This is a genomic window from Methanothrix thermoacetophila PT, assembly GCF_000014945.1.
GTDB lineage: Archaea > Halobacteriota > Methanosarcinia > Methanotrichales > Methanotrichaceae > Methanothrix_B > Methanothrix_B thermoacetophila.
The window spans coordinates 129,118-154,522 of sequence record NC_008553.1 but is presented as its reverse complement, the minus strand read 5'-3'; the positions used below and the strand labels follow the sequence as shown (position 1 = coordinate 154,522).

Here is a 25,405-nt window from a genome sequence, read left to right as displayed (position 1 = left end):
CCTGTGCATAAGGAGTTCCACAGACTCATAAGCCTGGATAAGGCGATTGAGCTCGCGCTTGGGGATGCTCCCAGGCCCAGAGTGAGAATCGTCAATCTCGAGAGCGCGCTCGGCCGGGTCCTTGCCGAGAATGTTATCGCGGAGATCGATGTCCCACACTTCGATCGAGCTGCCATGGATGGGTATGCTGTGAGATCCGAGGACTGCATCATCGCATCTGAATCATCGCCCGTCAGGCTCAGGATCGTGGGATCGGTCTCAGCTGGCAGTATTCCCGATGCATCTGCAGGCCCCGGCGAGGCTGTCGAGGTCTCGACTGGATCTGCGATGCCTGAGGGTGCTGATGCCGTCGTGATGGTAGAGTATGCGGATGCAGCTGATGGTTATGTTATGATAAGACGGCCGGTGCATCCATATGAGAACGTCCAGAGAAGGGGCGCTGATCTCTCTTTGGGAGAGAGGGTGCTGAGCGCTGGCACACATCTCGGCCCGCGGGAGATAGGCATGCTAGCGGCACTCGGCATGAGCAGGGTGAAAATCAGATCACTGAGGGTGGGAGTGGCATCGACAGGAAATGAGATCCAATCGCCTGATGAGCATCTGATGCCGTGCAAGATCTACGATGTGAACACATACACGATCTCATCAGCGCTCTCACAGATTGGAGCAGAGCCTGTGGTTTACGGCGTATTTCCGGACAGCTACGATGCGCTCTCAGAGTCGATCGCCACCGCTCTGATCGATTGCGATATGATGATTCTGAGCGGATCGACATCTGCAGGCCGTGGCGATATGCTGTACAGGGTCGTGAGCGATCTGGGAGAGCTGGTATTTCACGGGATAAACCTGAAGCCTGGCAAGCCCACACTCTTTGGCAGGGTGGGAGGAAAGCATGTGATCGGTTTGCCGGGGTACCCGACGAGCGCGCTGACAGTTTTCTGGCAGCTCGTATCTCCACTGGTACATCGCTCGCTGGGCCTGAGATCGCACCACTTCTCCTTAAAAGCAACACTCGCCAGGCCGTTCAGATCAGAATCGAGGAGGCAGATGCTTCCTGTTATCATTCACAGAGGTAAGGCGTATCCTTTCGACAGAGGGAGCGGCGCAGTCACAACACTTGGAGCATCGGATGGCATCATAGACGTCCCCGCGGATAGGGAGTACCTGCATGCAGGGGAGGTTTTTGACGTGCATCCGCTTTCCGGCGATGATCTCGATCTCATCATTAGCGGTGAGAGCTGCCCTGTTCTGGAGGCTGCTCTGGATCGCATGAATCTCAGATTCAGGTACCTTGTAAGGGGATCCATGAGAGCGTTAACAGATCTCCAGGATGGTCTGGCGGATATCGCGTGCATCACCGCCACACAGGAGCTGCCGGAGGATCTCAGAGTCGTCGCATCCTACAGAAGGGAGCTCGGGCTCATCTCCAGGAATCCGGATCTTCTTTTGAATTCAGATGGTGCAGCATTCGCAGCGTGGGGGAGAGATTCTGGAGTCGGATGCATCATGGATTCGATGCTGCCTGGAGTCAGGAGATCTGTGGAGGTCAGGACGCACACAGGCGCGGCGCTGGCGGTGCTTCAGGGAAAGGCAGATCTCGCGCTCGGAGCAAGAGAGGCTGCCGGGATGTGGGGTCTCCATTTCAGATATCTTGCTGATGATGGGATCTCGATCGTTGCGAGAATGGATGATACGAGGGATATCATAAAAGACATCGCTGATGCGCTCAAAGAGCGATCACAGGACGCAGCAGTGAGCACATAACTCATCTCTGCAGTGAATGTCGACGTGCCCTCCGCTTCCGACTGCACCCTGACCTCCACAGATCTCCTGACTCCAGGCAGCATCGAATCCATGATGCATCGGCATCCTCCGGCTGGGGATCAGGGGACACCTCCAAACCTCACAGGCTCTACTCATTAGACTGAGTCTGATCCAGCCTCCCCCTCCCGTCGCTCTCCAATATGCGTAACCCGAACCTCTCCAGCAGCGCCCTCGACTCGCCGTTGGTGTGCAGCAGTATCTCGATCAGATCCCCGGGCTCGTCTATGTCACATCCCGCCCTGTATGAGTAGCAGTATCCCGCCTCGATCCCCAGCTCTTCAGCCTCTCTTTTATGCTTCGCAAAGCTTAGGCCTTTGTATCTGGTTCTGAACCTACTGTCCCTTATCAGGATCATGTTGGTCCCGCCACCACGACCAGGAGCCAGGACGACGCCGCCCGGAGTACGGATCATTTCGAGGACATCCTCCTCCCTGATCAGGGGAAGATCTGCCATGACAATGAGAATGTCCGCAGGCCATCCTGCTGCTGTATTCTCATCGATGAATCCGTTCAAAGCATCACCGAGCTCCAGCTCGGAGAACCTCAGGGTGGCATCGAGATCTGCAATGATATCTTCACGCATCCCGGGGCGGGCCAGGACGGTCACCATCCCGATCGACCTCAGTGTCCTGAGCACATCCCTCAGCATCGCCACCGCCAGCTGCCATCTCTGCTCACCGGAGAGCGCAGAGGAGAGCCGTGTCTTGCACCCGCTCGACTTGAATGGCACCACGCAGTGCACTGGTCTGAGCACACGCTGATCTCAGATGATTGAAATAAATGATTTGCGTCACGCACAGATCCTCCAGCTCCAGCAACATAAGCCTGCGCATGTACCCTCCCCTGGCGGGTTGTTATTGAATAGGCGGCGTCGAAGAAATGTGGGATGGAGGAATTCACGGCGCATGTACCCTCCCTTGGCGGGTTGTTATTGATAGAGGTGGCGGGGCGCAAACTCCGAGCTTCAGGCCGGATCGTAGGTCATTTGCTTGAGAGAATGGCCCGTATCACATCCTGCTCCTCGGGCATGAACATGCTGCCTCCGCCATCGAATCGCGGCAGGCCGCGGACGACGACTGCGGGTGTTGAATCTCCTGCCTCTCCCATCAGGAGGTTCGCCATCCCAGCGATCTCGTCTGCGACAGCCTCCAGGGTTATCTCGAGCTTCCTCCCATGAATATCAGTGGCCTCTCTCCAGTCCCTGATGGGGGAGAGTCCGGACCAGCCGATCGCCACGCCGGTGACGCCGAACCTGAACGGTCTGCCGCACGTATCTGTTATTATGACCGGGCAATCCCTGTTCAGCTCTCTCCGAATCATCTCAGCGCTCAGCGATGGGTTCTCCGGAAGGAGCAGTATTTTCCCTGGAGGCACGTTCGACTGGTCTATGCCCGCGTTTACGCAGACGTGGCCGAACCTGGTGACGACCAGGAGAAACGGGCGGTCCAGGAGGATCTCAGAGGACTCCTCGAGAACCGCCTGAACGAACCTGGGATCCTTTCCGAGATTCTTTGCTATCGCTAAAGCCCTCTCACATGGAGTGTAAGAGCTCAGCTCCCTGACCCTGCCCTCGGATTTTGAGACGACGGTGCTGGCGATGCAGATCAGATCTCCATCGAGGAGCTCGAATCTCGACTGGATCAGATCCGCCAGGCTGTCGCCTTTATTGATAACAGGAAGACCCCTGACGAGATGCAGGCTCACAGACTCGATCATCGATCCATCTTCCGTACCCAGTCTGCCCCTGCCCTGAATATCTCCAGGTTCAGCGGCACAAGCTTCGGCTTCTTCGAGAACGCATCCTTTATCGCGCCCACGTACGAATCCTCGGGAAGCCCGAGGCGACCTGTGGCCATGAGAGCGCCGAGCATCGCGGTGTTCGCAGCCTGTTGCGCTCCCTTCTGCGTGGCGATCTCCGTTGCAGCTACCGGTATCGATCGCACGCTTCCCTGAAACTCGCCCGCGAGCATATCATAGAGTATGAGCTCTCTGACACTGGACGAGAACTTCTCCAGCGACGGCCGGTTGAATGCCACTAGGATATCGATCTCATCCACGACAGGCGATGATATCGGCTCTCCTGATATCACCACAGTGCAGTTTGATGTGCCGCCCCTCTGCTCCGGCCCATAGTCCGGGTACCATGAGACGAACCTGCGTGACAAGTACGCGGCCTGGGCGAGCGCGAGGCCCATGCTGAGAACACCCTGTCCGCCAAAGCCGGAGATCCTGATGCTCATCGTGCCAAACTCTGGGTCATGCACCGGCTCTATCGACTCCTCTCCCGCCACGCCAAATATGCGATCCAGTGATTCCTTTGAAAAATCGCTCTTCATCCGCACTATTGGCTCGACCTCTCCAGATCTGTCCCTGAAACGCTTCAGCGGAAACTCCTTCTCCATCTCCTCGTTTATGAAGCGCTCCACGCCCTTCGCGTCCATTCTCAGTATCGTCGGGCAGGGCGAGAGGAACTCCACAAAAGCGTATCCCTTCTTATCCCGCTGTATCTCCAGCGCCTTCCTCACCGCCCTTCTGGCCTTTCTGATGTGCTCTATGTCAGAGAGAGATACGCGCTCTATGTATACAGGCGCCTTGAGCGTGTCCAGGATCTCGCAGACATGCAGCGGATAGCCTGCCTCTCTGGGGTCTCTTCCGGTTGGCGTTGTTGATGTGACCTCTCCAACCAAGGTGGTCGGGGCCATCTGGCCGCCTGTCATCCCGTAGACTGTGTTGTTGATGAAGAATACGGCCATCTTCTCCCCGCGGTTCGCGGCCTGTATCGTCTCGTTGAGACCTATGGATGCGAGATCACCATCTCCCTGGTATGAGATCACTATCGCATCGTCCTCAGCTCTGGATATTCCAGTGCCGATCGCAGGAGCTCTCCCATGTGCTGCCTGGACATGGCCGCAGTCGAGGTAGTAGTAGGCGAAGACAGCACATCCGACAGGGCTCAGAAGGACGCATCTGTCCTGTATCCCAAGATCCGCCATCGCCTCGCCTATGAGCTTGTGCAAAATGCCATGACCGCATCCGGGGCAGTAGTGCGTCGCTCCAGGTGCGCTTCCTCCCTTTCTCGGGTACTCGCTGTAAAGGCCCGGATGCCCACCGAGATCTTTTCTCATCTGCTCACCTCCCTGATCTTTCTCATGATCTCCTCGCGTGTGATGAGATTGCCTCCATACCTCGAGACAAGCTCGACATCAGCGCCTGTGGCGAGGATTATGTCCTCCCGCATCTGGCCGTCGCTCATCTCCACGGATATGAGCCTGCATCCCCTTTCCGCGATCTCCTTTAACGCCTTATCCGGGAACGGGAAGAGCGTTATGGGCCTGAACAGGCCTGCATTGATGCCATCACGCCTGGCGGCATCCACTGCAGATCTGGCGATCCTGCTGCTTATGCCATATGATACGAGAACAACCTCTGCATCGTCCACCCTGTATGTCTCATATGCGGCCTCGTTCTCCCTTATGCGCCTGTATTTCTCCTGGAGCCTGATGTTGTGTCTTTCAAGCTCATCGAAGTTGAGAAAGATCGATGTTATTACATTCCCTCTGGTCCCCTTTGTGCCGCAGACTGCCCATGATGTGTCTATCACAGGAGTGATCGCGCTCTCGGGGAACCTCAGCGGCTCGACCATGTGCCCCAGAACACCATCCGCAAGCACCACAGCCGGATTCCTGTACTTGAACGCGAGCTCGAAGGCTTTGATGGTGTGATCGCACATCTCCTGCACCGAGTTCGGCGCGAGCACGATGTTCCTGTAGCACCCGTGCCCCCCGCCCTTGACGGTCTGGTTGTAGTCCGACTGCTCTGGCCCTATGTTTCCGAGACCCGGGCCTGCTCTGTTGATATCGACTATGACGCACGGCAGCTCGGCACCCGCCAGGTAGCTTATCCCTTCCTGCTTGAGGCTCATTCCCGGTCCGGAGGAGGCGGCCAGCACCCTGTGGCCTGCAGCTGCAGCCCCGTAGACCATGTTGATCGCAGCCTCCTCAGACTCAGCCTGGACGAACTTCCTCCCAACCATCGGGAAGTACCGGGACGCCTCCTGGAGGATCTCGCTCGCAGGTGTGATCGGGTAGCCAAAGAAGCAGTCGCATCCAGCATACATCGCCCCTATCACAACAGCCGTGTTGCCCGCTACCAGCTTTGATGGCATGGTCTCACTCGCCCTTTGATGGTATGTGAACAGCAAGCGCGTTCGGCTCGGGGCATGTGTAGTAGCACGCGCCGCACCCTATGCACCCATCTCCTGCGTACACGGAATACCTGTAGCCCCTGCTGTTCAGCTCCTCACTCATCCTGAGCACGTTCACAGGGCATGCGAGAATGCACCGCTCACACCCCTTGCACTCCATTGCGTTTATAATCGGATACGGCTTGTCCTTCTCCCTGATCTCGACCCTGCGTATCTTTCCGCTTATCGTCTTCGGGAGCTCCTCCACAAACTCCACGATTCTGGGGTACTTGTAGGGGGCTGTTACCCTCTTGACATGCTCCTGCAGCTCTCTCTTCAGCTCCTCTGATGGCGTGTAGCCCTTTGTAAGAACCACGGTCGCCTTGATCACCTGCCCTCTGATCGGATCGGGGACGCCTGTTATAGCACACTCCAGGACTGCGGGATGAGTCATCAGGGCGCTCTCGACCTCAAACGGCCCGACCCTGTAGCCGGAGGTCTTTATCATGTCGTCTGTCCTGCCAACAAACCATATGTACCCGTCCTCGTCGACCCACGCGGTATCTCCCGTGTGATAGTATCCATCGTGCCAGGTGTTCCTCACCCTGTCTGGATCGAGGTGGTAGTCTATGAAGAGCCCAACCGGCTTTCCCTTATCCGTGCGGATTACGATCTCACCCTCCTCGCCCACCTCGCATTGCCTGCTGTCCTTCAGGAGGACTATATCGAAGCCGGGCGCGGGCTTGCCCATGGATCCAGGCTTCGGCTCCATCCAGGGGAAGTTCGCTATCGTCACCACAGTCTCAGTCTGGCCGTAGCCCTCCATGAGCTTGAGGCCTGTGACCTCCAGGAACCTCTCATACACAGATGGGTTCAGCGGCTCGCCCGCAGTGACCGCGTATTTTAATGTGGAGAAATCGTACTTCGACATGTCCCCCTTGATCATGAACCTGTAGATCGTCGGAGGGGCGCAGAACGTTGTGACCTTATACTTTGATAGCTTCTCCATCATTCTTCCAGCGTCAAACCTGTCGTAGTCGTAGACAAAGACCGCCGAGCCAGCTATCCACTGGCCGTATATCTTGCCCCAGGCGCACTTCGCCCAGCCTGTATCCGCGACCGTGTAGTGCAGTCCATCGTCTGCGACGTTCTGCCAGTACTTCGCTGTGAGTATGTGTCCCAGCGGATATGTTTGGTCGTGTTTCACCATCTTCGGGTAGCCCGTGGTTCCGGAGGTGAAGTAGGCTATGAGAACATCCTCGTTCCTGGTGGCCTCCTCCCCCACAGGTCTTGTGAAATCAGGAGATGCCTCAGCGAGCGCGCGCCTGAAGTTTATCCATCCCTCCCTCTCCTGATCCTCTCTGCCCACAAATGCTTTTATGAGATTCACATCGCCGAGCTCTTTATGAGCGAGATCTACCTCCTCTGGCACTCCATCCTCTATTATGCAGACGACCATCTTCAGGTTAGCCTTTTTTATTCTGTAGACGATGTCCTTCGCCTTGAGCATGTGGGTTGACGGGATTGCCACCGCCCCAATCTTGTTGAGGCCTATCATGCAGATCCAGAAGTCATAGCGGCTCTTCAGCGTGAGCATCACAGTATCGCCTTTTCTGATTCCGTAGCTACTGAAGAGATTGGCCGCCCTGTCGCTCCAGTGCTTCATGTCCTTGAATGTGAAGATCCTCTCCTCACCGTGATCGTTGCACCAGACCAGAGCGATCTTATCAGGTTGCTCCTGAGCGTAAACATCGACGACATCGTAGGCGAAGTTGAAGTTCTCCGGAACAATTATTCTGAAGTTGTTCCTGAAATCCTCGTATGAGTCGAACTCGACCCTTGACACAAACTTGTGCAGAAGCGATGCCAAATAAAGCCCCTCCCTCACATGACAATGACAAGCATCCTGGCAGGTCTGTTGTTGAGAGCCTCCATAGCGTGATCATAAGACGAATCGAAGAATATCGAATCGCCCTCGTTGAGGACGATCTCGTTGTTGTGGATGTATATCTTTATGGTCCCCTCCAGGATGTAGTCGAACTCCTGGCCGGGATGGCTGTAGACCGCTGGCTTTTCAGACCGCGGCTCGACGGTGACTATGAATGGCTCTGCCTTCTTATGTGCGAACCGCCCCGCGAGGCTCTGGTACCTGTACTGCTTCCTCCTCTCGACCTCCACTCCCTCCCCCTTTCTGGTCACGGTGAAGATGCTCATCTTCGGCTCCTGGCCTGTTAGAAGGAGACTCATGTCGACATCGAGGCGCTGCGCGATCTTGAAAAGCAGGCTCGCAGGTATGTCGAGATGGCCTGACTCGTACCCGCAGTATGTCTCAAGCGGCACTTTGAGGTATCCGGCCATCTCCTCAGGCGAAATCTTTGAGAGCTCTCGAAGCTCACGTATCCGCGATCCGATCTCCTCAAGCTTCTCGTTCATGGTGGTCAACCAATATCTGCATGTATATAGAACCTGTCGCCTTAGAGAATGTGATTCCAGACCACCGTTGTCGATATCACAGGTTGGGGACCTCGGTGGAGCAGCGCCATAATTGAGATCGCGGAGAGGCACGCATGATATCACATGTGCTTACGCACAAAATCCGGGCGCGTTAACGGCAGGAATTTCAGTGCTCCGTTCAATCGCTTGCCTCTGCAACACCCCTCAGAAAATGTCCTGCTGTGATCCCGCCCATGGCCATTCGCCTGACCATGCTTTTGAGCTTCGGGAGCTCTGAAAGCTCCCCCACAGCCCTCGAGTATATCCCGGCCATCTCTCTGGCATACTTTTTTGTCCTCCACCTGGCATCGATCGCCACAGAATCCACACCCATCAAAGATATCTGAGGGAGGTAATCCAGGAGGCAGGTCTCCACGCTGTTCAGTATATTCGTGACGCCCGCGGCATCTCTCCTGACGGGAAAGATGTGTCTCCTGTCCCGAATCGCGCAGACATCTCCCTCTGAGATGAGCCTGTCCTCGGTCACTGCGATCACGATGTTTCCCTGGGCGATCACCTCAAGATCTGGTCTGTCACGGAGAGATGCGATAGATGAGATCTGGCTTGCGGAGAGCTCCGGTGAGAGCGTCAGGGCTCTCGCTCCTGAGAGCATGCACACGCTCAGCGAGTTCCATATGTTCAGCCCCTGTCCTCCGAAGATCTCGCATTCGTATCGCTCTGCTGCCTCGAGAGCGCCCAGGTTCTCGACCATGATCTTGTTGAGACGGAAATCGCGGAGAACATCCCCAGCCATATACAGAAAACGATCTCTTGTTATCCGGGGCCACTTCCAGACCAGCTCTGCGCGCCCTTCACAGAGATCGCGGGCCTTCTCCAGGGCAGAGGCAAGGTCATGCTCATATGTAGTTGGCTCGAAGTACACCCTCTCAGCGCCGCCCTCAAGCGCTCCATCAATCACATCAAGAGTATCGGCATAAACCGATACCCTGAGCCGGTCAGCCTTTCTCTCAGTTCTGTCAAGAGCTGGCGATCTTCCTCTGGTGCACACTCTTTTGTACGAGTGCACAAGAGCGTTCTCCGCAGCTCTGAGTATATCTCTTCTGAGCTGATTGAGCTTCGCTGGCGTGGTGTAAAGTCCCCCGGGATAATCGATGACGACCTCCCTGAAGACGAACTGGGTTCCGCCGGTTCTCCGCATCTGAGATTCTATTTGCGAGGGGCTGAGGGGAAGCGTTCTCGCAGCCTCCATGACAAAGTCTCCCTTAACAGAGAGCTCTATCCGCCCAGACGGCCCAGCTAGATATACATCTGCGACCGGCACCCCGTTATCAAAGGATATCCGCAGGTCGATTGGGATTCTATCTCTTCCTCTTCTGATGATCCTCTCAGCATCGTCCCTCATGCGGGCGGATCGCGTTATGTAAAGATACATTCCCGTCCTGGCACCATCAGGCACCCTGAGCCCGAACGTGCCATTCTGTAAATCGACCCTCTCTCTCACAACGAATCCGATCTCCTCCGCTCCTGAGCGAAGCACTGCCCCGTCACCGGGCTCTGGAAGGATCTCGCCGGTGGGAGATACGACCGCAAAACCCCCTGAGCAGTTCAGGATCTTTCCCACAAGGACGCCCCTGTTGTCCGGCATCTCTCTTCCCATGATATCATCTGCGCCCAGGATGTATCCCTCTGTAAACCCCCTGTTGAAGGCGAGCGCGAGCCTCTGGATCTCTCCATCATCCTGCGCCCAATCACCTCTCGCGATGGCATCAAGCGCATCTCTGTAAACCCTTGTCACAATGGCGACGTACTCTGCAGACTTCATCCGCCCCTCGATCTTGAGCGCGTCGACTCCAGCTGATACGATCTTATCAAGGCTGGGGTACGTGCAGAGATCACGGGTGGAGAGCAGATAGCATTCCCCTCCTCTCCTTCTCAGATCTTTCAGCCTTCCATATTCATCAGATGTGCCTCTGAGCAGCGTGTATGGCTTCCTGCACGGCTGGGCGCACATCCCGCGGTTTCCGCTTCTGCCACCCATTGATGATGATAAAAGACACTGTCCGGAGTAAGAGTAGCAGAGCGCGCCGTGCACAAAGACCTCAAGCCCTACGCCCAGATCATCGGAAACATTTTTTATGTTTTTAATATCATCAACAGAAAGCTCTCTCGAGAGCACCACCCGCTTTAGGCCGTTCCTCGCAGCCCATCTGACTCCATCAGCGCTGTGTATCGTCATCTGGGTTGATGCATGGAGCTCCAGCTCCGGCACGATATCCCTGGCCAGCCTAACAACTCCAGTATCCTGCACAAGTATCGCGTCTGCGCCAATCTCGCAGATCTCCACCAGATAATCCTCCAGCTCGTCGATCTCACAATCACGAACGAGGGTGTTCACGGTTACATAGACCCTGACGTTCCTTGCATGAGCGTAATCCACAGCCTCCTCCAGGCTGGGGAAGTTCTCGGCGAACATCCGGGCGCTGAAACGCTTTCCTCCAAGGTAAACAGCATCCGCTCCGGCTGCAACAGCCGCAACCAGCGCATCCCAGGAGCCGGCCGGGGCCAGAAGCTCAGGGATCTCATCCTTTCTACGCATCCGTATCAGCTCTGCCATGGCATCGTTAATATGCGTATCCTGCGTATCTTCGTCGCTCTTATGTGCGCAGCAACTTGTACGGCATGTGATGTGGTTGGTGAACATGCTCATCCATTCGACTCCATATCATGACAGTGCTCCATTGGGCAAGTTATCATATTGATAAGAGCGATCTTCGTAATACTGACGATCCTCATACACTGCCTGGAAAGGTTAATAACAGAGGGAGCAAGAGGTGATCACGCGGGCTCGTGGGGTAGAGGATATCCTAGCGGGCTTCGGAGATCTCATCGAGGAGACCCGCTGACCTGGGTTCGATTCCCAGCGAGTCCGTTTTGCGACATGCTTCCTCTCAGATCTAGAAGCATGGGGACTTCGGACTCGGTGCTGCTGTACAGGTTGAATCTCCTCTTCTTATGGACTATGTTCGCCAGCATGCTGCTGATGCAGTCAGCTCCATTCCTGCAATGTCAAGACAGATGCCCCTCTTTATATCCTTTATATACTATCTTTATATACCCCTACGTTTAAAAACCTCTCCAGGAGATGCGCGATATGGAGTCCACAATAAATATCGAGAACGTGGTGGCATCCACAAAGCTTGCTGATGAGTTCGATCTTGTCAAGATCGAGTCCGAGCTTGAAGGCGCCGAGTACAACAAGGAGAAGTTTCCCGGGCTTGTTTATAGGGTCAAGTCTCCAAAGGCGGCTTTTCTGATTTTCACGTCCGGCAAGGTCGTCTGCACCGGGGCCAAGAACGTGGAGGATGTCAGAACCGTCATCACCAACATGGCCCGGACGCTGAAGTCGATAGGGTTTGATAACATCAACCTCGAGCCGGAGATCCACGTTCAGAATATTGTGGCCTCCGCAGATCTCAAGACGGATCTCAACCTCAACGCCATCGCCCTCGGCCTCGGGCTCGAGAACATAGAGTACGAGCCCGAGCAGTTTCCAGGGCTTGTTTACAGGATCAAGCAGCCCAAGGTTGTGGTGCTGATATTCAGCTCCGGAAAGCTGGTCGTGACCGGCGGAAAATCACCTGAGGAGTGCGAGGAGGGCGTCAGGATCGTGAGGCAGCAGCTCGAGAACCTCGGACTGCTTTGATACTGATAAGCTCTCCTTGGTTTGGTGCACATGTCAGTTTGATCTCAGATCATGGTGATGCATCAGATCGCGGAGGGACATGTATCTCAGGAAGGTGTGGCTCTTTGGATCTCTTCGGGAAAAAGCGACATCAAGAGCGGATATCTGAGCTGGAAGGCATGCTCCAGGATCTCACTCGCGAGAAGGAGGAGCTCAAACATACACTTGAAAAGCGCGAAGAGCGCCTGAAGAAGATCACAAGCGCCTATCAGGAGACCAGGCGCGCCCTGAAGGAGGCGGAGCTTAGGCTCAGAGGAACCCCAGAGCGATCTTCTGATGAAACCCCTGAGGCCCCTGGCGTTCAGAAGCTCGCTCCAAGGATAATGAAGCGACTGCTCCGGCGGCTCGATAACATAGAATCACCTGAGGAGGACATCCTGAGCGAGTACCGCACACCCGGTGGGAATCTGGAGGGTGCTCCTGAGGCGATCCTGCCGAGATCCCTGAAGACCCTGGCATCTGAGAGGGGTATATCGCTTCTCAGCCTTCCCGATGTCTTCACGCTCATAATCGTCCCACCCCTGCCATTCGTTTCTGAGGGTGTGACCATGGGGCGCAGGTTTGATCTATCCCCCATTCAGGAGATCGTGGATACTCCTGTGCTCCTCATATCAGCACATGCCGGCGACAGCATGATCATGGTCTCGCTTGGAGCGGATCAGATCGAGAGCTTTGAGATCGTGAGGACGCCTGTGAAGGAGAAGCACTCGAAAGGGGGATGGTCGCAGCGCAGGTTCGAGCGGCTGAGGGAGGAGGACATAAGGAGGCATGGCGAGCATCTCAGGGAGAGGGTGGAGTGCGCCGTTGAGCGATACGCTCCTCTTGTCAAATACGTGGCTGTGAGCGGTGAGCCAGATCTCATCAGATATGTGAATCAGTGCTTCAGTCTGCCTGTTATCCGAGCCAGGTTGGGCAAGCATGACGAACGGAATCCAGAGAAAACACTCGAGGAGCTGTACACATACACGCTCTTCAGGATGTAGCTGAAAATCGATATATCTGGTCTCGATATAGTCTGTTCTTTAATCGCCGGATCCAGACAAACCCGATCAAAGTCGATGGGCCTGCGGAGTTGTATGGACTTCGATGATGCGAGTACGCGATGCAGAAGCGCTGTGGTAAGGATCAAAAATCTGTGCATACACTTACGATCATGGAAGAGATAGAGCTGGAGCGCAGGGCATCGTCGCATGACACAGAGCCTGAGGTGCTCGAGGAGCTCTCGAGATCGATCTCATGGAGGGTCAGGCGTGCGGTTGGGTGGAACCCGTCAACACCCGTCGCTGTTCTGAAAGTACTCTCCAGGGACAGGGTTCAGTGGGTCAGGGAGGCGGTCGCCGGTAACCCCAAGACGCCTCTGGATGTCCTGGAGGCGCTCGCCAGGGATCCGGATGGCTATGTAAGGTCTGCTGTTGCCCTGAACACAGCGACGCCGGATAGCCTCCTATCAGAGCTCTCAGAGGATGAGATGGTCGAGTTCGATGCCACAAATGAGCGGCTGCGCTACATAGTCATGGAGGCGGTGGCAAAGAACCCGAGGACGCCGGAGCATGATATCATCAGGCTCTCAGCCAGCCAAAGCGATGATGTGAGAGCTGCGGTTGCATCAAATCCGAAGGTGCCGGTGTACATCACAGAAAAGCTCTCCCGGGATCAGAGCTGGCTGGTCAGGTTCAGAGTCGCCCGGAATCCGGTGACTCCGCCGGAGGTTCTCGGCCGTCTGGCGGATGATCGGATCACAGATGTGAGGGTTGCGGTTGCAGCAAATGTAAAATCGCCTCCTGATTCGCTGATCTCTCTTTCCAAGGACAGAATGATCGAGGTCAGGTGCGCTGTGGCTGAGAACCCTTCCACACCTGTGGAAGCTCTGGAGGCCCTTGCAGGGCACTGGTCTTTTTTGGTGAGAGAGGCAGTCGCAAAGAACAGATCCACGCCAATATCCATAATGAAGATGCTCAGCAGCGATCCGGACCCGAGCGTCCAGAAGGCAGCGAAAGAGCGTCTGAGGGATCGCACTGCGTGAATATGCATCGCATGCAGCATGTGTGTGCGCATACTACCTCAACTCATTTTCAGAACCGCGATGCAATCGACTGCAGTAGTGATCCTGCAATGTGAGACGCCTCTGGGTCGCTTCTGAGATAAGTTGGCTCTCAAATAGATACAGATACGCGAGAGCTGTCGAACAATCGAACTTTGAGAAAAATAGTGGAGGCGCCCGTGCGGGCGCAGCTTCACATCTTGAGGCGCTTCTTCAGCTCCTTCAGCTCACCGGTCCTGTAGAGATACACACCGATTCCGGCGAGCAGGATTATCAGCAGGGCAACGGCCCACACGAGCCATCCGCCCTTCGCCTCCTCGACAGATACAGTCTTCTGGATGCCATCCACCTCGAAGGTGTATACGCCAGGTTCCTTCGGCCTGTACTCAAATGTGACCTTCTCGGTCTCTCCAGGCGCAACAGTGATGCTCTTGTTGCCAGTGACGTTCTTGTTCACCAGAAGCTGCAACTGCCTGGAGTCGGGCGCCTTTCCTGTGTTCTGGACCTCGGCGACGATCTTCAGCGGCTTACCAGCGATCGCATCGCCCGTGACGTTTATACCGACGATGCTGATCGGAGAGAGCACCTTCACGCTCTTCGTCGCCCTGTCGTAGCCTGCTGCCTCCACAGATATCGTGTGGTCCCCAGTATCGTTTATCGATACGGAGACAGATCCCTTGCTGTCGGTCACTCCAGCAGGCATGTTGTCTATGCTCACATTAGCTCCCGCGATCGCCTGGGTGGCATTTGCGCCTCCCCTGACAGTCACCACGAAGGTCTCGCCCCTCATGACCTCTGGGGGTGCTGTTATCACAATCCTCCTCAACTCGGCCTCAGTTCTCACCAGGAGCGTCCCGCTCGCGTCCTCGTATCCAGATAGCTTCGCCTGGACCTGAACGCTTCCAGCTCTCTCCGGCGTGTATCTGATCATTCCGCCTGCATCTGTCGTGCCGATCTCCCTGCCGTCAACAAGCACCTTTGCTCCGCTCACAGCCTGCCCGCCGGATGTGACCTGTATCATTATTGGCTTACCAACGATCGCCTCTGTCAGGTTGAGCCTGAGTGGCTCTGTCTTGCCCACACGCAGGGCTATCGGGCAGAGGTTTCTTTCCGGATTGTCGGCTACCCTGAGCCTCAGGTTGCCCATGATCTCAACATCCTTGCCCCTCCCGAGGCTTATCGAGCCGTCGTTCTTCATCGTTATGCCATCATCGGAGAGCGATTCCACCTCCATCTTGCCGTGCTTGTCGCCCTCCTCCACAGACTCAGGCGTGTCCGAGACCTGGAATATCCCGTCGACTGTCGCCAGATCCGCCTCTCTGCCGCGGAAGACATTGCTTATGTGGGCTGCTATTATCGGGACATCCTCGGAGCCGATACGCACCTTGTAGGTGTATGTTGAGGCCTCGAGGTCTCCTGATACCGGTGTGACGACCTTGCTGTCCACCTCATCCCCATCCTTCGTCAGGGAGAGCCAGACCTTGTTACCGTCGAGATCCACCTCTTTTATCTGGAGCTCGTAGCCGTCCTCGAGAGGCAGAACAGATCCCGATGATATCGTGCTCTCCTCATCGCTATCTATCAGGACTTTTCTCAACTCGCCATCGTTTATGATGCTGAACTCATCCGTGAACAGTGTCTCATTGTTGTAGCCAGCGAAGTACTTGTCTGCCATGAACCCGATGACATCATACTTACCCCAGCCATTGAACTCGAACTCCACAGGCTGCGGAGAGGTCTCGTACTTCAGATCACCATCATCGATCTTGCTTCCAGAGAACCTCGCGACAAGCTTCTCCGTCCCGATATCCTCGTCGATATCGTAGTAGAAGCCCTCGAAGTTGTAGGGGGTCCAGGTGAAGCTATCCACCTTGTTTGGATTTACCACAGTTCCTCTGACTTCGTAGGATCCGGTTCTCTCGACAACAGGCGCAAATCTGAGCACATCAGAGTCGGCCACCTGCAGACCAACACCGCCCATCAGCTGGATCGTTCTGCCCTTTCTGAGAGTCACTGAGTCCTCATTCTCCAGCTCGATTCCGGAGTCAGAGACCGACACCACCTCCATCTTGTCGTATTTGTCGCCCTCCTCGACAGAGGCGTATGTATCTGATATCTGGAAGAGTCCGTCTATTGTGACCAGACTCGACTCCGCGCCCGCGAAGACATTCGAGACGTGAGCCATTATGAGAGGAACATCCTTGCCGCCGATCTCCTCTTCGTACATGTACGTGGCGCTCTTCAGATCGTCAGGAGATATCACCTTGCTGTCGATCTCATCGCCATCTTTTGCGAGTGCGAGATGGACCTTGTTGCCGTTGATATCTATCTCCTTGATCCTGAGCTCGTATCCCTCTTCAAGCGGGAGCACGGAGCCTGATGTTATGGTCTTCTCATCATCACTGTCTATCAGCACGCGCCTGAGCTGGTTCTCGTTGATCAGGCTCACATCATCAACCACTTCAGTTCCAGAATATCCGGCGAAGTACTTCTCCGCCATGAAGCCGAGTACCTGATACTTCCCCCAGTCGTCGAACTCAAAGCTTATGTCCTGGACATCACTGGTGTATCTTATATTCCCTGTGTCGATGGCCCTGTTGTAGCCGCCGCCTGAGCGACTCAGGCTGACGGTCAGCTTCTCGGTGCCAACCATATCGTCGAGATCATAGAAGAATCCTGAGAACGTCTGTGGCGTCCATGTGTATGTCTCTGGCATTCCCTCTCTCCAGATCCTGTCCGTGAACTCCTCCTCAGCGACCTCCTCGCCAACCTCCTCCGGAGCCTCCTCTGTGACTTCCTCGGTCACATTCTCAGCTGCAGTTACATTCTCCTCTTCTGTTACGTTCTCCGCGGTCAGGTTCTCCGCAGAGATGTTTGCAGGTACGAGAACCGCGGTCAGGTTAGAGCTCTGGTTGCCTGCCAGGCTTGCGTTCTCTGCAACTGCTGATGTCACATTTGATGTCAGATTCCCCTCGGGAGCGAGACCCTCTGGGGTCACGACTGCTGTGAGGTTTGTGGATATGCCCGGAGCGGCAGTCGCGTTTGATGCGCCGCTCTCAGACGTCGCATTTGATGTCAGGTTCCCCTCAGTGAGCCCCTCGGTGGCCACTGCAGACACATTAGATGCAGGAGCTGCGCCAGAAGCTATGGCCATGCTTGGCGCTGCGCTCTGAGCGGTGCGGTTCTGCTCCACTGCAGAGCTCACATTCTCTGAAGCGCCTGCAGGCCTCCCCTCCGTCGTGGCATTTGCACCGGATGTTGCGTTTTTTTCCGCATCACGATCCACCGTGCTCACGGTGGTGTTTCTGGATCCCAGAGAGACCGGGGTTTTTGCTGTGTTATTTCCCAGCCTCTTGAATGTCACAGTTATACCGCTGGAGGAGGTGTCTGTGGAGAAGAAATCATCCTGTAGAGCAGCCGCACTTGTTACTGACTGCTCAGCCGACCTATTATCTGCATTCTCCGCCACACCTCCCGATAAAAATCCAGCTGATATTACGATGAGCGCGATGACAATCAAACTTTTGCAGTACATGAACACCTCCCATAAGTATTCATTTCTTTACCGCATATATATTTTATGCGAATGCGTTTTCATACACGGTGCTTCTGCGTATCTTTTTCGTACTGCTTATTATACTCTGTGGCATGTAGGACGGACCAGTCCGAATAAGAGGCAGGATCCAAAAATGTGTGCCTTACAGATCTTGTTAGTCATGAATTCGTCTCGAAACTATTTAAGCAACGATGCGGATCTGCATTGATCCTGCGCGGAAATACAATCCACATAAATCAATACGCCTGGGAATTTTGAGACGACTTCCACAAATACTCTTCGCTTATCCGGACAGGCCATGTAGGACGAACCTGTCCGGATAAGAGCTGAATCCGGAGATTTGGGCATTACTGCTTTTGGATGTCTGATACGCTTAATCCTTATTCGGACACGTCCTGTCTAAACGGGACTCTTCGAATAGGGAGGTTATACAGCTGAAAAAACACCCATGACCCAAGGTCACCCATGTGGATGAAAATGGACCTTTACGAGAATCATTTTCATACCAACCGCAATCTCTGATTCCATAGGATATAGAGTCCACAACACACTCTTCTGAAAATTTATTTGTTTTCTTGAAACAAATGTGGATTAAGCTTATATCCTCTCCTGGCACCTGGAGTATGGATGAAGCTTCCGGGCACAGCAACCCAGCCTGAGAATATACAGATAGCGATGGGCAAGCTTGATATCGGAAAGGGCATGCTGTTTCTCGATATCGGCTGCGGCTCAGGCGCGGTGTCGCTTGCAGCATCGCGATACACCGACAGGATTTATGGAATAGACAGACGGCATGAAGCCGTTGAGGCGTCGAGATCCCTGGTGCCGGGTGGCAATTTCATTTGCGGGGAGGCGGTTGATGTCATACCTGGACTGCCTGATGTCGACAGGTGCTTCATCGGCGGCACAAGGGATATAGAGCGATTTCTTCCGTCACTGAGGGAAAGGGCAGCCCCCGGCTTCAGGCTTGTCGTCGATGTCGCAAGGATAGGCATGACATCAAAGATCGTGAGGCTCGTCGAGGATCATTTCACGCTTGAGGAGGTTATTCAGATAAACATATTCAGAGGATACAGGCTGGCAGGAGACATAGCCTTAAAGCCTGTGAATCCCATCTTCATGATAGTAGGAAGAGGGGATTGAATGCTTGTGGGTGTGAGCCTCGGGCCTGGCGACCCTGGCCTGCTGACGCTTCGGGCGATAGAGGTGCTGAGGGCGAGTGAGAAGGTCTTCGCCCCGGGAGAGCTTGCAGCAGAGCTCGCCAGGCCCTACTGCGAGCCGGAGATCCTGGATTTCCCGATGACCGATGATCTCGAGAGGCTTGAGGAGATATGGGAGAGAAATGCGGACACTGTTGCGAGTTATGCTGAAAAATGCCTCACATCGTTCGCGTGTCTCGGCGATGTTAACACCTTCTCGACATTCTCACATCTCAGGAGAGTTCTGATGAGGAGGCATCCCGGGATCGAGATCGATACAGTCCCGGGGGTAGGCATAATCCCCGCGGCCGCTGCTCGATTCGGCATAGGCTTTGAGAGGTCGTTTCTGGTCTCTGACGGCTCTGAACCTGATGCGGTTCTCAGGCTCAAGGCTACAAGGCCAGCATCGATCGCTGCGGAGCTTCATGAAGAAGGATACACAGAATTCATCCTGGGAAGCAGGCTGTACACGCCCGATGAGATAATACTCAGAGGAAAGATGCCGGAAAGGAGCAGCTACTTCAGCGTGCTTTATGCCAGACGCGTGCGCTGATCCGGATCAACGGAGATCGCTCTTATGTTAGCAGCTTGGATTCCACAGAGCGAGTTTGCCAGAAGCACAAATTCATTCGTCCGGTGCGGAACGGATCCAGTACGCCTACGGCAGTTATCGAATGAACGAGAGCGGAGGGGATCGTATGGCTGAGAAAAATGACTGGCCCCCCATGAAGGTCTACTTTGTGGGCGCGGGCCCGGGTGATCCGGATCTGATAACACTGAAGGGTTACAGGCTTCTCAAAGAAGCGGATCTCGTGATCTACACAGGCTCGCTGGTCAACAGAGATCTTCTCAGGGGTCTCAGGTCGGAGCTTGTCGATAGCAGCAACCTATCTCTTGAGGAGATAACTGACAGGATCCTGAGCAGTGTAAGAGCTAGCAAGAAAGTCGTCAGGCTCCACAGCGGGGATCCGTCTCTTTACGGGGCGATCCTGGAGCAGATGAGGCCGCTTGAGGAGAACGGTGTTGAGGTCGAGGTCGTCCCCGGAGTCTCATCGCTGTTCGCAGCGGCTGCTGCCCTGAAAACACAACTCACGCTCAAGGGCGTCTCGGAGTCGCTGATAATCACGAGGCCCTCTGGAGCGACCCTTGAGAGGGATGAGATCAGAGAGCTCTCGCAGCACGGATCAACGATGGCGGTGTTTCTTGGAGCGGAGCGGATAAGGGAGATCGTCTCATCTGTGAAACTTCCAGCGGATACCCCTGTGGCCGTGGTCTACCACGCATCATGGCCCGACCAGCAGGTTCTGACCGGAACGCTTGGGGATATAGCGGAGAAGGTCGAGGAGGCTGGAATAAATAAAAGCGCCCTTATACTTATAGGCGGGGTGGTCAGGAGAGCGGGGTTCAGGAGGTCTCATCTATACAGAAGTCGGTAGCAGTTCTCGTCTTTCCGAGGGACATAAAGAAGGGAGAACGGATCTCAGGCAGCCTGTGCTCAAAATACAGAGCGGATCTTCACACATACAGGAAGGGCATAATGGAGGAGCTCTTCAGGGAATACGACATGATCCTCGCCCTGATGGCTGTTGGCATAGTCGTCAGGCAGGTATGCCCTCTGCTCAGGGATAAGTGGACGGACAAGCCAGTCGTCGCTGTGGACTCAGCCCTCAAAACAGCGGTTCCGGTCATTGGAGGCCATCATGGAGCAAATGATCTCGCGCTTTACCTCTTCAAGCATCTGGGCATATACCCCGCGATAACAACCGCGACCGATTCATCGGGAAGGCCAAACCTGGAGGGCATAGCATCCGCGTTCGGCTCTGAGATCGTGAACAGAGATGCATCGAAACATATCAATGCATCCTTTCTGTATCAGGATGTTCCCATCGTGAGGCTCAGGGGCCCCAGGATTGTGATCGTAGATAAGGATGTGGCCGTCCTGAAATCCAGCGGCTTGATCGCAGGGCTCGGGGCCAGAAAAGGAGCAACCGCAGATGAGATACTGAGCGCGGTAAGATCTGCGACCGCAGAGGCCGGACGGGATGTATCAGAGGTGAGGGTGATAGCGACGTCTGAAATCAAGAGCTGTGATCCGGAGATATCGAGGGCCGCCGCGAAGCTCGGCGTATCTGTTGTTTACCTCCCAGATGATGCTCTGAACGCACAGAAACCCCTGACGCCATCGAGGGCGAGCATGCTCGGCCTCTCAGGGGTTGCAGAGCCGGCGGTCCTGGCACTGGCGCAGAGGATGATACTGCCAAAGAAGGTTTACGGGAGGGTGACTGTTGCCCTCGGAGAGTAGGCTCAGCATCGTCGGTATCGGCCCTGGAAATCCGGGATCCATGACACTCCGCGCCAGGAGGATGATAAAGGATGCGGATTTCGTTGTTGGCTACCGCAGGTATCTCGATCTCATACAGCCCCTTCTTAAAGATAAAAGGGTATATCCGGGGAGAATGGGAGGAGAGGTCGAGCGGGCGAGGCTCGCCGTCGAGCTTCTCGATGATGGGTCCGTGGCGCTGATCAGCAGCGGTGATCCTAATGTGTACGGCATGGCGAGCCTCGCCCTTGAGATCGCCCTCACCTCAGTCGATCCCTCCAGGATCGAGGTCGTTCCCGGAGTTACTGCGTTTTCAGCTGCAGCCTGCAGAGCAGGGGTTGTGTTCAGAGACTCTCTGGCTGTTGTGAGCCTGAGCGATCTTCTCACTCCCTGGGAGGATATCTGGCGCAGGGTCCGGCTCGCAGCGTCCATGGGAATGCCGCTCGCCCTGTACAACCCCAGAAGCTCCCGTAGAGACTGGCAGCTCTCTGAGGCTCTTGAGATCCTGAAAAACGCAGGAAGAGGCGGGCGCACGGTCGTCGTCGCGAGGAACGTCTCCCGGAAGGGAGAGTCGATACGGAGAAGCACTGTGGACGAGATGCTTCACGATGCCGGAGAGATCGATATGCTCACACTCCTGATAATAGGAGGAGAGCAGGGGCATGTGTCTGATGGAGGGATATCGATAGCCGGGGTGGGTCCCGGAAGCATCGAGAATCTCACGCATGAGGTTGTGGAGAAAGTGCGATCCGCGACACTCGTCCTGGGGGCTGAGATGCATCTTGAGTGCATAAAGGAGATCATCGCCGGAGAGGTTTTCACAGGCGCGGGAAGTCGCGAGGATAGACAGGTCCAGAGGCTTGAGAGGGCGGTGTGTGAGTTGGAGAATGGCGGATTACCGGTCATCACTGTTGGTGGCGATCCAAGCATATTCAGCGCGGCCGGGCGCTACATCGGTATGGGGCGATCTCTGGGAATGCTTCCAGGCGTGAGCGCGTTCTCCGCGGCCGCAGCGAGAGCAGGCGCGCCGATCTCGAACGATTTCGCGCTGCTATCCGGATCGGTTCCACCAGAAAAACTGTCTGCACTTGCAGATGCAGGGTTCAGCATGTTTCTGTATAATGCGAGTGCATATACGATAAAAAGCATCTCAGACTGGCTGCCAGGCTCAAGACCTTGCGCTGTGGCCAGGGACGTGACACGGAGAGACGAGATACTGGAGGTATGCAGGGCATCAGAGCTTGGGGATCTTCGGCTTGATGGATCTAGGTACACGTTGGTTGTATCAGGGCCGGGGTCCAGAATTAGAGATGGGATGATCGTGGCGAGCAGGGGCTATGAGAAAAAGTACTGTGTGTGAGTGTTGTGCACGGGATGGTGTTATGGAGAGATACTCAGATCTTGGCGCCATGACGCCCGAGGCGTTCGAGATTTCGAGGGCGAGCAGGGAGCTCATCGCCAGGATCGTCGGCGATGAGACCCTGGAGGACAAGATAAAGCAGAGGTGCGTCATGGCAACCGGCGACCCGAGCATTGCAGAGAGCCTGAGGTTTGTTATGGATCCGGTGAGGGCCGGCTTCAGGGCGCTCGATGATGCCGCGGACATATTTGTGGACATCAGGATGGTCGAGGCTGGCATTGTCAAGAAGGGCCACAGGTCCAGAATAAGAACGCTGATAGATATGGGCGAGGAGATTGCAAGCAGGCTTGGAGTCACCAGGGCTTCAGCAGGTGTCATCGCTGCGAAGGATGAGCTCGATGGCGCTGTAGTCGTGATAGGTAATGCGCCTACAGCTTTGCTGGCGCTCTGCGATATAATGGAGAGAAGAGAGGCGATGCCCTCGCTGGTCATAGGTATTCCTGTCGGATTTGTGAGAGCGGCTGAGAGCAAGGAGAGGCTGCGAAGGATAGAGGTACCATCTATATCTAACGTGGGCACAAGAGGCGGAACGCCTATCGCTGTTGCAGCGATGAACGAGATAATCAACATGTACCACCGGGGGATCAGGTAGTTGTACCGGCGTTCTGAGCGCGCTGCGATCTCCGGATTCTGCATCTCCGACCAGGAGCATCTCGCTCCTCGGGTGTATTGAGATGCAGTGCTTGAGCGCTCACCTCTGCGGATGGATGGCGTTATGATAGATCCCGTTACCGGTTTTAGGATTCCAGATGAATGGCTCAGGAGATCTTCTCTGGATGACATCGAGGAGAAGATAAAGAGCGGTCTGTGGGTTCTCCTCTCGAACGGTCAGGTGCTCCGCAGAGGTTTGACAACGGGGACTACAGCATCAGCAGCATGCAAGGGCGCGGTGCTATCCCTGGCGGGAGATGTGGAGGAGGTTGATGTCTGGACCCCATCTGGAATAACGGTCAGGGTAAAGGTGGAAGCCTCCTGTGGTAGATGCGCCGCTCGGAAGGACGCGGGGGATCACGGCTCCGATATCACTCATGGTATGATGATCGTCGCAAGCGCATCTCCATCAGAGCGCTCAGAGCTGATCGCTGGAGATGGCATCGGGAGGATAGGAAGGAGTGGGCTCTCCACCGATATCGGCAAGCCCGCCATAAGCAGATCTGCGCGTGCTCAGATAATGAGGGCGATCGAGGAGGGTGTGAGGGAGACAGGCCTGGGCGGAGCCCGGGTGCACCTCTCTGTTCCTGATGGAAGGAGAATCGCGCTCAAGACCCTGAACCCGAGCGTTGGAGTTGATGGCGGGATATCAATACTGGGATCAACGGGATTCGTCGAGCCTTGGAATGAGCATCTTGAGGATTGCATATCCGAATCGCTCAATGTACTGGACAGGGTTGTGGCCACAACCGGAAGAACAGGTCTCAGGTACAGCAGGATGCTCTTTCCGGAGCATACAGCAGTCCTCATTGGCTCTAAGCTCGATCTGCTCAGGATGCGCACCGGAGAGACCGTGCTCTGCGGCCTTCCCGGGCTGATACTCAGGTGGGCGGAGCCTGAGATGCTCAATGGCACAGGCTATGCGACAGTGGCTGAGATGATCGAGCAAGAGCCAGATCACCCGGCGATCGACAGAGCGCTTGAGCATCTCGAAAAGATGTTTCCTGGTACAAGGATAGTTCTGATAAAGAGAGACGGGAGTATCTACAGGGATACAGGGTAATTGGGTGGGCATCAGCCACTCACGTCCGTGATAAGAATAGCAGGACGCAGACTCCAATCTTCAGGAGAGGAAGTCGTGCGTCATGTGCACATGAAGAAGGTGCTATGAAGATCGTAGGTGTTGGAGCAGGTCCTGGTATGATCACGCTGGAGGCGATCGAGGCGATAAGAGCAGCGAAGCTGATCTACGGATCGGAGCGGGCGGTAGCCCTGGCAGCGGATCACATACCGCCTGGCTGTGATGTCAGGGTTATAAGGGATTACAGATCGCTGCGGAGCCTGCCGGATGATGCTGTTGTTCTCTCAACTGGAGATCCCATGCTGAGCGGCCTCGGATATCTCGGAGGAGATGTCATACCTGGAATATCAAGCATGCAGGTCGCATGCGCACGCCTCGGCCTGAGCCTTTTGAGGGTTGTACCGATAACATTTCACGGCCGCAAGATGGATCCTGAGGCAGTTGCGTTTGAGCTGGAGCACGGTAGATGCGTGTTTCTGCTCGCCGACGATTCCACAGATCTGGATGAGCTCTGCAGGTATCTGGAGAATAGGGGAATACAAAGAGATGTTGTCGTTCTCAGAGATCTCGGATATCCGGAGGAGAGGATAAATGTTGGCACGACCAGGGATCCTCCGGAAGCGAGAGGTCTCTTCAGCGTGGTGATTGGCGAGCTTAGATGATGTGAGGGTATTGTGCCGAATTTGCTGTAGGCTAATGTGGTCGAACCATCGGAGTAGCGATTTTTCTGGCGACCCCAACCAGCTGCAATCGACTTCACATCTTTCTGCAGGTTGGTCTGTCGAATCATGGGTGTGAGCCCATCAATTTTATTCGGAGCGGTCCATTCCACAAGCGTGCTTGTTGAACAATGTTTGAGAATCCGATAGCAGAGAGCTAATTCATATAACATGAGACTTTAGTAAGAATCGATAGCTATTGGCCACAAGGCTTC

20 protein-coding genes and 1 tRNA gene are annotated in these 25,405 nt (G+C 55.2%); 13 read left to right on the top strand and 8 right to left on the bottom strand.

Annotated elements, in window-relative coordinates:
* Positions 1-3 precede the first annotated feature (3 nt).
* Positions 4-1,764, top strand: a complete 1,761-nt coding sequence (locus MTHE_RS00835; RefSeq protein WP_011695359.1) for a molybdopterin biosynthesis protein — start codon at positions 4-6, stop codon at positions 1,762-1,764.
* 148 nt (positions 1,765-1,912) lie between these two features.
* Here MTHE_RS00835 and cofC read toward each other — a convergent pair whose 3' ends face one another.
* From cofC to MTHE_RS00800, 7 genes are all read right to left on the bottom strand, one after another.
* Positions 1,913-2,578 carry a 2-phospho-L-lactate guanylyltransferase gene (gene cofC / locus MTHE_RS00830; protein ID WP_011695358.1) on the bottom strand — a complete coding sequence of 222 codons (666 nt, stop codon included), beginning with the start codon at positions 2,576-2,578 and terminating at the stop codon, positions 1,913-1,915.
* 227 nt (positions 2,579-2,805) lie between these two features.
* Complete coding sequence (locus tag MTHE_RS00825) at positions 2,806-3,540, bottom strand: coenzyme F420-0:L-glutamate ligase (protein WP_011695357.1); 735 nt, start codon at positions 3,538-3,540, stop codon at positions 2,806-2,808.
* The gene (locus MTHE_RS00820) at positions 3,537-4,949 is read right to left on the bottom strand and encodes a 2-oxoacid:acceptor oxidoreductase family protein (protein ID WP_011695356.1); all 1,413 of its coding nucleotides are present in this window, start codon (positions 4,947-4,949) and stop codon (positions 3,537-3,539) included. Before MTHE_RS00820 ends, MTHE_RS00825 begins: the two co-directional genes overlap by 4 nt.
* Positions 4,946-5,989 carry a 3-methyl-2-oxobutanoate dehydrogenase subunit VorB gene (locus MTHE_RS00815; RefSeq protein WP_011695355.1) on the bottom strand — a complete coding sequence of 348 codons (1,044 nt, stop codon included), beginning with the start codon at positions 5,987-5,989 and terminating at the stop codon, positions 4,946-4,948. Before MTHE_RS00815 ends, MTHE_RS00820 begins: the two co-directional genes overlap by 4 nt.
* 4 nt (positions 5,990-5,993) lie before the next feature.
* Entirely contained in the window at positions 5,994-7,877 is a 1,884-nt protein-coding gene (locus tag MTHE_RS00810; protein ID WP_011695354.1) for an AMP-binding protein, read from the bottom strand.
* A gap of 14 nt (positions 7,878-7,891) precedes the next feature.
* Positions 7,892-8,440 carry a helix-turn-helix domain-containing protein gene (locus MTHE_RS00805; protein ID WP_011695353.1) on the bottom strand — a complete coding sequence of 183 codons (549 nt, stop codon included), beginning with the start codon at positions 8,438-8,440 and terminating at the stop codon, positions 7,892-7,894.
* 199 nt (positions 8,441-8,639) lie between these two features.
* A complete protein-coding gene (locus MTHE_RS00800; RefSeq protein ID WP_011695352.1) occupies positions 8,640-11,057 on the bottom strand; it encodes a U32 family peptidase in 2,418 nt (805 codons plus the stop codon).
* A 245-nt stretch (positions 11,058-11,302) separates the two neighbouring features.
* Here MTHE_RS00800 and MTHE_RS00795 point away from each other — a divergent pair.
* The 4 genes from MTHE_RS00795 (at position 11,303) to MTHE_RS00780 (ending at position 14,226) form a co-directional block, all read left to right on the top strand.
* Positions 11,303-11,390 (top strand) — tRNA-Arg (locus MTHE_RS00795).
* A gap of 222 nt (positions 11,391-11,612) precedes the next feature.
* Positions 11,613-12,164, top strand: coding sequence for a TATA-box-binding protein (locus MTHE_RS00790; protein ID WP_011695351.1), 552 nt, complete (start codon positions 11,613-11,615; stop codon positions 12,162-12,164).
* A 158-nt stretch (positions 12,165-12,322) separates the two neighbouring features.
* Positions 12,323-13,186, top strand: a complete 864-nt coding sequence (locus tag MTHE_RS00785) for a Vms1/Ankzf1 family peptidyl-tRNA hydrolase (protein WP_175265656.1) — start codon at positions 12,323-12,325, stop codon at positions 13,184-13,186.
* A gap of 170 nt (positions 13,187-13,356) precedes the next feature.
* A complete protein-coding gene (locus tag MTHE_RS00780) occupies positions 13,357-14,226 on the top strand; it encodes a hypothetical protein (protein ID WP_175265655.1) in 870 nt (289 codons plus the stop codon).
* Positions 14,227-14,437: 211 nt separating this feature from the next.
* Here MTHE_RS00780 and MTHE_RS00775 read toward each other — a convergent pair whose 3' ends face one another.
* Positions 14,438-17,779: an S-layer protein domain-containing protein gene (locus MTHE_RS00775; protein WP_011695348.1), complete on the bottom strand. Its 3,342-nt coding sequence runs from the start codon at positions 17,777-17,779 to the stop codon at positions 14,438-14,440.
* Between the two features lie 648 nt (positions 17,780-18,427).
* On the opposite strand from MTHE_RS00775, the gene MTHE_RS00770 reads away from it, so the two are divergent.
* From MTHE_RS00770 to MTHE_RS00735, 8 genes are all read left to right on the top strand, one after another.
* Complete coding sequence (locus tag MTHE_RS00770; protein ID WP_011695347.1) at positions 18,428-18,943, top strand: methyltransferase domain-containing protein; 516 nt, start codon at positions 18,428-18,430, stop codon at positions 18,941-18,943.
* Entirely contained in the window at positions 18,944-19,552 is a 609-nt protein-coding gene (locus tag MTHE_RS00765) for a cobalt-factor II C(20)-methyltransferase (RefSeq protein WP_011695346.1), read from the top strand.
* 145 nt (positions 19,553-19,697) lie between these two features.
* Complete coding sequence (gene cobM / locus MTHE_RS00760) at positions 19,698-20,435, top strand: precorrin-4 C(11)-methyltransferase (protein WP_011695345.1); 738 nt, start codon at positions 19,698-19,700, stop codon at positions 20,433-20,435.
* Positions 20,420-21,301, top strand: coding sequence for a cobalt-precorrin 5A hydrolase (gene cbiG, locus MTHE_RS00755; RefSeq protein ID WP_175265982.1), 882 nt, complete (start codon positions 20,420-20,422; stop codon positions 21,299-21,301). Before cobM ends, cbiG begins: the two co-directional genes overlap by 16 nt.
* A complete protein-coding gene (locus MTHE_RS00750; RefSeq protein ID WP_011695343.1) occupies positions 21,285-22,679 on the top strand; it encodes an SAM-dependent methyltransferase in 1,395 nt (464 codons plus the stop codon). The genes cbiG and MTHE_RS00750 overlap by 17 nt, the downstream gene beginning before the upstream one ends.
* A gap of 22 nt (positions 22,680-22,701) precedes the next feature.
* Positions 22,702-23,331, top strand: coding sequence for a precorrin-8X methylmutase (locus tag MTHE_RS00745; protein WP_011695342.1), 630 nt, complete (start codon positions 22,702-22,704; stop codon positions 23,329-23,331).
* Between the two features lie 123 nt (positions 23,332-23,454).
* Positions 23,455-24,453, top strand: a complete 999-nt coding sequence (locus tag MTHE_RS00740; RefSeq protein ID WP_175265653.1) for a cobalt-precorrin-5B (C(1))-methyltransferase — start codon at positions 23,455-23,457, stop codon at positions 24,451-24,453.
* 104 nt (positions 24,454-24,557) lie between these two features.
* Entirely contained in the window at positions 24,558-25,133 is a 576-nt protein-coding gene (locus MTHE_RS00735; RefSeq protein ID WP_175265652.1) for a cobalt-precorrin-7 (C(5))-methyltransferase, read from the top strand.
* Positions 25,134-25,405 lie beyond the last annotated feature (272 nt).

Bases quoted from the DNA above. Each gene is read 5' to 3' on its own strand.
- MTHE_RS00825 (WP_011695357.1), bottom strand. From the start codon at position 3,540: ATGATCGAGTCTGTGAGCCTGCATCTCGTCAGGGGTCTTCCTGTTATC.
- MTHE_RS00820 (WP_011695356.1), bottom strand. From the start codon at position 4,949: ATGAGAAAAGATCTCGGTGGGCATCCGGGCCTTTACAGCGAGTACCCG.
- MTHE_RS00815 (WP_011695355.1), bottom strand. From the start codon at position 5,989: ATGCCATCAAAGCTGGTAGCGGGCAACACGGCTGTTGTGATAGGGGCG.
- MTHE_RS00805 (WP_011695353.1), bottom strand. From the start codon at position 8,440: ATGAACGAGAAGCTTGAGGAGATCGGATCGCGGATACGTGAGCTTCGA.
- MTHE_RS00800 (WP_011695352.1), bottom strand. From the start codon at position 11,057: ATGCGTAGAAAGGATGAGATCCCTGAGCTTCTGGCCCCGGCCGGCTCC.
- MTHE_RS00790 (WP_011695351.1), top strand. From the start codon at position 11,613: ATGGAGTCCACAATAAATATCGAGAACGTGGTGGCATCCACAAAGCTT.
- MTHE_RS00785 (WP_175265656.1), top strand. From the start codon at position 12,323: ATGCTCCAGGATCTCACTCGCGAGAAGGAGGAGCTCAAACATACACTT.
- MTHE_RS00780 (WP_175265655.1), top strand. From the start codon at position 13,357: ATGGAAGAGATAGAGCTGGAGCGCAGGGCATCGTCGCATGACACAGAG.
- MTHE_RS00775 (WP_011695348.1), bottom strand. From the start codon at position 17,779: ATGTACTGCAAAAGTTTGATTGTCATCGCGCTCATCGTAATATCAGCT.
- MTHE_RS00770 (WP_011695347.1), top strand. From the start codon at position 18,428: ATGAAGCTTCCGGGCACAGCAACCCAGCCTGAGAATATACAGATAGCG.
- MTHE_RS00765 (WP_011695346.1), top strand. From the start codon at position 18,944: ATGCTTGTGGGTGTGAGCCTCGGGCCTGGCGACCCTGGCCTGCTGACG.
- cobM (WP_011695345.1), top strand. From the start codon at position 19,698: ATGGCTGAGAAAAATGACTGGCCCCCCATGAAGGTCTACTTTGTGGGC.
- MTHE_RS00745 (WP_011695342.1), top strand. From the start codon at position 22,702: ATGGAGAGATACTCAGATCTTGGCGCCATGACGCCCGAGGCGTTCGAG.
- MTHE_RS00740 (WP_175265653.1), top strand. From the start codon at position 23,455: ATGATAGATCCCGTTACCGGTTTTAGGATTCCAGATGAATGGCTCAGG.
- MTHE_RS00735 (WP_175265652.1), top strand. From the start codon at position 24,558: ATGAAGATCGTAGGTGTTGGAGCAGGTCCTGGTATGATCACGCTGGAG.